The sequence below is a fragment of the Sphingobium sp. UBA5915 genome, assembly GCF_002431195.1.
In the GTDB taxonomy this organism is placed as follows: domain Bacteria; phylum Pseudomonadota; class Alphaproteobacteria; order Sphingomonadales; family Sphingomonadaceae; genus Sphingobium; species Sphingobium soli.
This window is the reverse complement of the sequence record NZ_DJDV01000024.1, coordinates 15,854-21,023: the sequence shown is the minus strand read 5'-3', so window position 1 is coordinate 21,023 and position 5,170 is coordinate 15,854. Positions and strand designations below refer to the sequence as shown.

The window sequence follows — 5,170 nt, the reverse complement described above, 5'->3', positions numbered from 1 at the left end:
GCTTGGACTTGGCCTTCATGATATTGGGCAGCGACGCATAGCGCGGCTCGTTCAGGCGCAGGTCGGTGGTGATGATGGCCGGGGTGGTCAGCTTCACCGTCTCCAGCCCGCCATCGACCTCGCGCGTAACGCTGACCGCATCGCCATCCATTTCGACCTTGCTGGCGAAGGTGCCCTGCGGCCGACCAAGCAGCGCGGCGAGCATCTGGCCGGTCTGGTTGCTGTCATCGTCGATCGCCTGCTTGCCCAGGATGATGAGGCCGGCACCTTCTTCTTCCTGCACCTTGGCGAGCAGCTTGGCGACGCCCAGCGGCTCTACTTCATCGTCGGTCTGGATGAGGATCGCGCGATCAGCGCCCATGGCGAGGGCCGTGCGCAGCGTTTCCTGCGCCTTGGCGACGCCGATCGACACCACCACCACTTCGCTCGCCGCGCCCTTTTCCTTCAGGCGAATGGCTTCTTCGACCGCGATTTCGTCGAACGGGTTCATGCTCATCTTGACGTTGGCCAGGTCGACGCCCGTGCCATCCGCCTTGACCCGCGGCTTCACATTATAGTCGATGACCCGTTTCACGGGCACAAGGATCTTCATTTCAACATCCTCCTTATGAAAAATGCCAACGCGGGCGCGGGCAGTCCGTTTCCGGACCACCCGCACCCTGCTGGATGTCTGCGTCTAGGCGGGGAGAGCGATCAGGCCGCCTTCCTCACTTCCGCCACGATCTTCTTTGCCGCGTCGCCCAGATCATCCGCCGGGACGATGGGCAGACCCGAATTGGCCAATATGTCCTTGCCTTCCTGAACATTGGTGCCTTCCAGGCGAACGACCAGCGGAACCGACAGGTTCACTTCCTTGGCGGCGGCGACAATGCCGTTGGCGATGATGTCGCACTTCATGATGCCGCCGAAGATGTTGACCAGGATGCCCTTGACCGCCGGGTCCTTCAGGATGATCTTGAAGGCCGCCGTCACCTTCTCCGTGGTGGCGCCGCCGCCCACGTCCAGGAAGTTGGCGGGGAATTCGCCGTTCAGCTTGATGATGTCCATCGTCGCCATGGCCAGGCCCGCGCCGTTCACCATGCAGCCGATGTTGCCATCCAGCTTGATGTAGGCGAGGTCATATTTCGAAGCTTCGACTTCGGCGGCGTCTTCCTCGGTCAAGTCGCGCAGCTCGGCAATGTCCTTGTGACGGAACATGGCGTTGCCGTCGAAGCCGACCTTGGCATCAAGCACGAGCAGGTTGCCCTGTTCGGTCAGCGCCAGCGGGTTGACCTCGATCTGCTCGGCATCGGTGTCCAGGAACGCGGCATAGAGCGACGAAGCGACCTTGGCGGCCTGCTTCGCCTGATCGCCGGTGAGGCCCAGCGCGGCGGCGACGGCGCGGCCATGGTGCGGCTGGAAGCCCGAGGCGGGATCGACCGAGAAGCTGTGGATTTTTTCAGGGGTCGAATGGGCGACTTCCTCAATATCCATGCCGCCTTCGGTCGACACGACGAAGGCGATGCGGCTGGTGGCGCGATCGACCAGCAGCGCAAGGTAGAATTCCTTGGCGATGTCGGCGCCATCGGTGATGTAGAGGCGATTGACCTGCTTGCCCGCTTCGCCGGTCTGGATCGTGACCAGCGTATTGCCCAGCATGTCGGTCGCGTGGGCCTTGACCTCGTCCAGGTTGAAGGCGAGGCGGACGCCGCCCTTCGCTTCGGGGGCCAGTTCCTTGAACTTGCCCTTGCCGCGGCCACCAGCGTGGATCTGCGACTTCACGACATAAAGCGGCCCGGGCAGCTTCTTGGCGGCCTCGACGGCTTCCTCGACGGAGAAGGCGGGATAGCCGGCGGCGATCGGTGCGCCATATTTCGCCAGCAATTCCTTGGCCTGATATTCGTGAATATTCATGGGCTCGCCCGTCCTTTTGCGTTTCAAGCTGTTGGGTCGGGAGTAAGCACAGCCGCTGGCCAGCGGCCAGAAGATTTTGCAAAATCACTTTGCAAAATTGCAAAACGAAATTAGCTCGATTGACTCCAACGGTGCGAAACGCGCGCTAGAATGAGCAGGAAAGAGCCGCTTTTGCCGATATGGCCACGATCTGCGGATCGCCCATGGCGCGCAGTTTGTGCACCAATTCCTCGATCGTGAGCGGTTCGCTTGGCGACTTGCGGAGCGTGCCAAGCGACTGGAGCTTTTGCAATTGAGCGATGCTCAACTTGGACGCCATCCTTTTGGCCATGCACCGGGCCATATCCTTCGGCAGGCCGGCGTCTTCCAGCCCGGCCGCCAAACGCGATTCGGGCGACAGGCTCGTGCAGGCGGCGAGTAGAGGGAACAGGAGAAGGGCGGCGCGCATGGTGCGAAAGGCTGTGGCGGTCATCGCTCGGTCATGGCAACGCCTGGTTGAACGGAGCCTAAACGGTGCTCCCAAAAGGACATGAGGTCATGGACAGGATTTTCGCCGCGCTTTCCCACCGCATCGCCAGCTGGGCGGGCCAGCCGGCCGCCTTCATCCTGGCGACGCTGACCGTCCTTGTCTGGCTCGTAACCGGTCCGGTTTTCGCTTATTCGGACACTTGGCAGCTGGTGATCAACACCGGCACCACCATCGTCACCTTCCTGATGGTGTTCCTGATCCAAAATGCCCAGAACCGCGATGGCGCCGCCATTCAGGCAAAATTGGATGAACTGATTCGCGCAATCGACAGCGCCCGCAACGACTTCATTGGAATCGAACATCTGACCGAGGCGCAGCTGGAACGCATCAGGCAGGTGCTGGAGCGCGAATGCGGGGACGATGTCACGCATAAGCTGGCGATCGAACGCCTGATAGAGCGGCGCTGAGGCGCGCCGCCGGCCTTGGCGTCAATGAGCGCGCTCGACCATCTCGACATTGGTGCGGCGATAGGCGTCGATCTGATCGCTATATCCGCGCGCAAGCCCTTCATAGGCGGCGCGCCCTTGTCTCGACGGGCTGGATTGCGCCCGCGCCATCGACATCTGCTGACGCAGCAGCAGATAATTGACATCTGTTTCCCTGGTCATGATCGCCTTCCTCCGATTGCGTGAGTCTGGTCGAAAAAGGCTGTCGATGCAAAAGCGACAGCCCGGCAATCATAGCATGATCCCAGGGTTACGCGAACCGATTATCCGGCTGTGATTTCAGGCCGTCGCTCGCCCGGCGCGGCCCAGCGCAGGACCGCAAAACCGACCAGCGCCGACAGCAGTGATCCCATCAATATGCCGCCCTTGGCTTCTTCCACCAAAATGGCCTGCCCTGGGAAGGCGAGGCCCCCGATGAACAGGCTCATGGTAAAGCCGATACCGCAAAGCAGAGACATACCATAGATTTGCGCCCAATTGGCCCCGGACGGGCAATCGGCGATGTTGAACCGCACTGCGGCCCAGATCGCGCCAAAAATGCCAAGCTGCTTGCCGATGAACAAGCCCAGCGCGACGCCCAGCGGAAGCGGCTCCAGCAGCAGCGCGAACATTTGCGCATTGAGCGCAAGCCCGGCGTTCACGAACCCGAACAGGGGGATGATGAGATAGGCGCTCCAGGGGTGGACCGCATGTTCCAGCCGGTGCAGCGGACTGTCGATCGCATCGGGTGCGCCCGGCGTGCAGCGGATCGGAATGGTGAGCGCCGCCAGCACGCCGGCGACGGTCGCGTGCACGCCCGACAACAGGGTGAAATACCACAGCAGCGCGAACCCGATCATATAGGGCGTCAGCGCCTTTACCCCGGCCCGGTTCATGCCATACAGCACCGCCAGCACCGCCGCGGCCCCCGCCAGTGCGGTCATGTCCAGCCCCTGGGTATAAACCAGGGCGATGATCGCGACGGCACCCATGTCATCGACAATAGCGACCGCCGTCAGGAACAGCTTGAGCGATGCGGGCGCCCGGTCGCCCAGCAGCGCGAGCACGCCAATGGCAAAGGCGATGTCGGTCGCGGCCGGAATCGCCCAGCCATTGGTCAGCCCCGGCTCGCCGCCGGTGACGACCAGATAGACGATGGCGGGAAACACCATGCCGGCAACCGCTGCGAGCACGGGCAAGCGCCGCCGTTCCCAGGTGGAAAGTCCGCCGTCCAGAAACTCGCGCTTGATTTCCAACCCGACGACCAAAAAGAAAATCGCCATCAGCCCATCGTTGATCCACAGATGGACCGTCATCGGCCCAAGCTTGGGCGTCAGCGTGGGGCCGACCTGCGCATGCACCAGATCATGATAGAAATGCCCCGCGGCGGGCAGGTTCGCGAGCAGCATGGCCAGCGCCGCAGCCAGGATGAGCAGGACCGCGCCGCCGGCTTCTCCGGTCAGAAAGTTCCTCAGGGCCGATGATGGGCGTTGGATCATGCGCGAATAATTCCTCTGTTTGCCATGCAGGGGGTTGGATAGCGGGAAGGCTGATGGCATCCTCTCCCCTGATTGGGCATGGGGGTCAAGCCTTTGGGGGCAGGGACGGCCGCGCTTCTTGTCGCGGTGCATCATGAAATCCTGCTCTTTGCGGCAGTCGGGCTCGCGATCGGGGGCCTGGACGATCTGTTGATCGACATCTTCTATTTCGGGCGCAAGGCCTGGCGTGACATCGTCATTTACGCTCGACACCAACGCATGACGGGCCCGGAGCTTCCGCATTCGCGACGACCCGGGAAAATCGCGGTCTTCGTGCCCGCATGGCAGGAATCGAACGTCATCGCCGCAATGCTGAATCACGCCCGCGACAGCTGGGGCGAAGCGCGCTATCGCATTTTTGTAGGCGTCTATCCCAATGATGGGGCGACCATCGATGCAGTGGCAGACGTGGCGTGCGATGCCACCTGGTTGACGCTGTGCATCAACGATCGCGCGGGTCCGACCACCAAGGCCGACTGCCTGAACCTGCTCTGGCGCGCGATGCGGGCTGAAGAGGAACAGGGCGACTTTCGCTACAAGGCGATTCTACTGCACGATGCGGAGGACGTCGTGCACGCCGATGAAATCCGCCTGTTCGACTTTATGATCGACCGGTTCGATCTGGTCCAGTTGCCGGTGTTGCCGCTGCGCGGGCGGGGCGGCTGGTGGCGGCGCGCGATTGCCGACCATTATGGTGACGAATTTGCCGAGAGCCATGGGAAATTGCTCAGCGTGCGCGAAGCGTTGGGGGCATCGGTGCCATCGGCGGGGGGGGCCCGCGCCTT

Annotated in this window: 7 protein-coding genes; 2 read left to right on the top strand and 5 right to left on the bottom strand. The window is 62.3% G+C overall.

Going from position 1 to position 5,170, the window contains the following annotated elements; translation table 11 throughout:
* The 3 genes from B2V90_RS03860 to B2V90_RS03850 all read right to left on the bottom strand — a co-directional run.
* Nucleotides 1-592: electron transfer flavoprotein subunit beta/FixA family protein (locus tag B2V90_RS03860; RefSeq protein ID WP_293919701.1), on the bottom strand; the 592-nt coding region annotated here is incomplete at its 3' end.
* A 101-nt stretch (nt 593-693) separates the two neighbouring features.
* Entirely contained in the window at nt 694-1,893 is a 1,200-nt protein-coding gene (gene sucC, locus B2V90_RS03855) for an ADP-forming succinate--CoA ligase subunit beta (RefSeq protein ID WP_009822625.1), read from the bottom strand.
* 145 nt (nt 1,894-2,038) lie between these two features.
* Nucleotides 2,039-2,341 (bottom strand): hypothetical protein, encoded by a 303-nt coding sequence (locus B2V90_RS03850; RefSeq protein ID WP_228220598.1) that lies wholly within the window; start codon nt 2,339-2,341, stop codon nt 2,039-2,041.
* Between the two features lie 89 nt (nt 2,342-2,430).
* On the opposite strand from B2V90_RS03850, the gene B2V90_RS03845 reads away from it, so the two are divergent.
* A complete protein-coding gene (locus B2V90_RS03845; RefSeq protein WP_009822623.1) occupies nt 2,431-2,829 on the top strand; it encodes a low affinity iron permease family protein in 399 nt (132 codons plus the stop codon).
* 21 nt (nt 2,830-2,850) lie between these two features.
* Here the strand turns inward: B2V90_RS03845 and B2V90_RS03840 are convergent, their stop codons facing one another.
* On the bottom strand, nt 2,851-3,030 hold the full coding sequence (locus B2V90_RS03840; protein ID WP_009822622.1) for a hypothetical protein: 180 nt from the start codon (nt 3,028-3,030) through the stop codon (nt 2,851-2,853).
* A 101-nt stretch (nt 3,031-3,131) separates the two neighbouring features.
* Nucleotides 3,132-4,346, bottom strand: a complete 1,215-nt coding sequence (nhaA, locus tag B2V90_RS03835) for a Na+/H+ antiporter NhaA (RefSeq protein WP_228220599.1) — start codon at nt 4,344-4,346, stop codon at nt 3,132-3,134.
* Nucleotides 4,347-4,424: 78 nt separating this feature from the next.
* Here nhaA and B2V90_RS03830 point away from each other — a divergent pair.
* A partial coding sequence (locus B2V90_RS03830) for a glycosyltransferase (RefSeq protein ID WP_293919699.1) occupies nt 4,425-5,170 on the top strand: 746 nt, incomplete at its 3' end.

Excerpts from the sequence above, each read along its gene's own strand:
- sucC (WP_009822625.1), bottom strand. The coding sequence starts at position 1,893 with ATGAATATTCACGAATATCAGGCCAAGGAATTGCTGGCGAAATATGGC.
- B2V90_RS03850 (WP_228220598.1), bottom strand. The coding sequence starts at position 2,341 with ATGCGCGCCGCCCTTCTCCTGTTCCCTCTACTCGCCGCCTGCACGAGC.
- B2V90_RS03845 (WP_009822623.1), top strand. The coding sequence starts at position 2,431 with ATGGACAGGATTTTCGCCGCGCTTTCCCACCGCATCGCCAGCTGGGCG.
- B2V90_RS03840 (WP_009822622.1), bottom strand. The coding sequence starts at position 3,030 with ATGACCAGGGAAACAGATGTCAATTATCTGCTGCTGCGTCAGCAGATG.
- nhaA (WP_228220599.1), bottom strand. The coding sequence starts at position 4,346 with ATGATCCAACGCCCATCATCGGCCCTGAGGAACTTTCTGACCGGAGAA.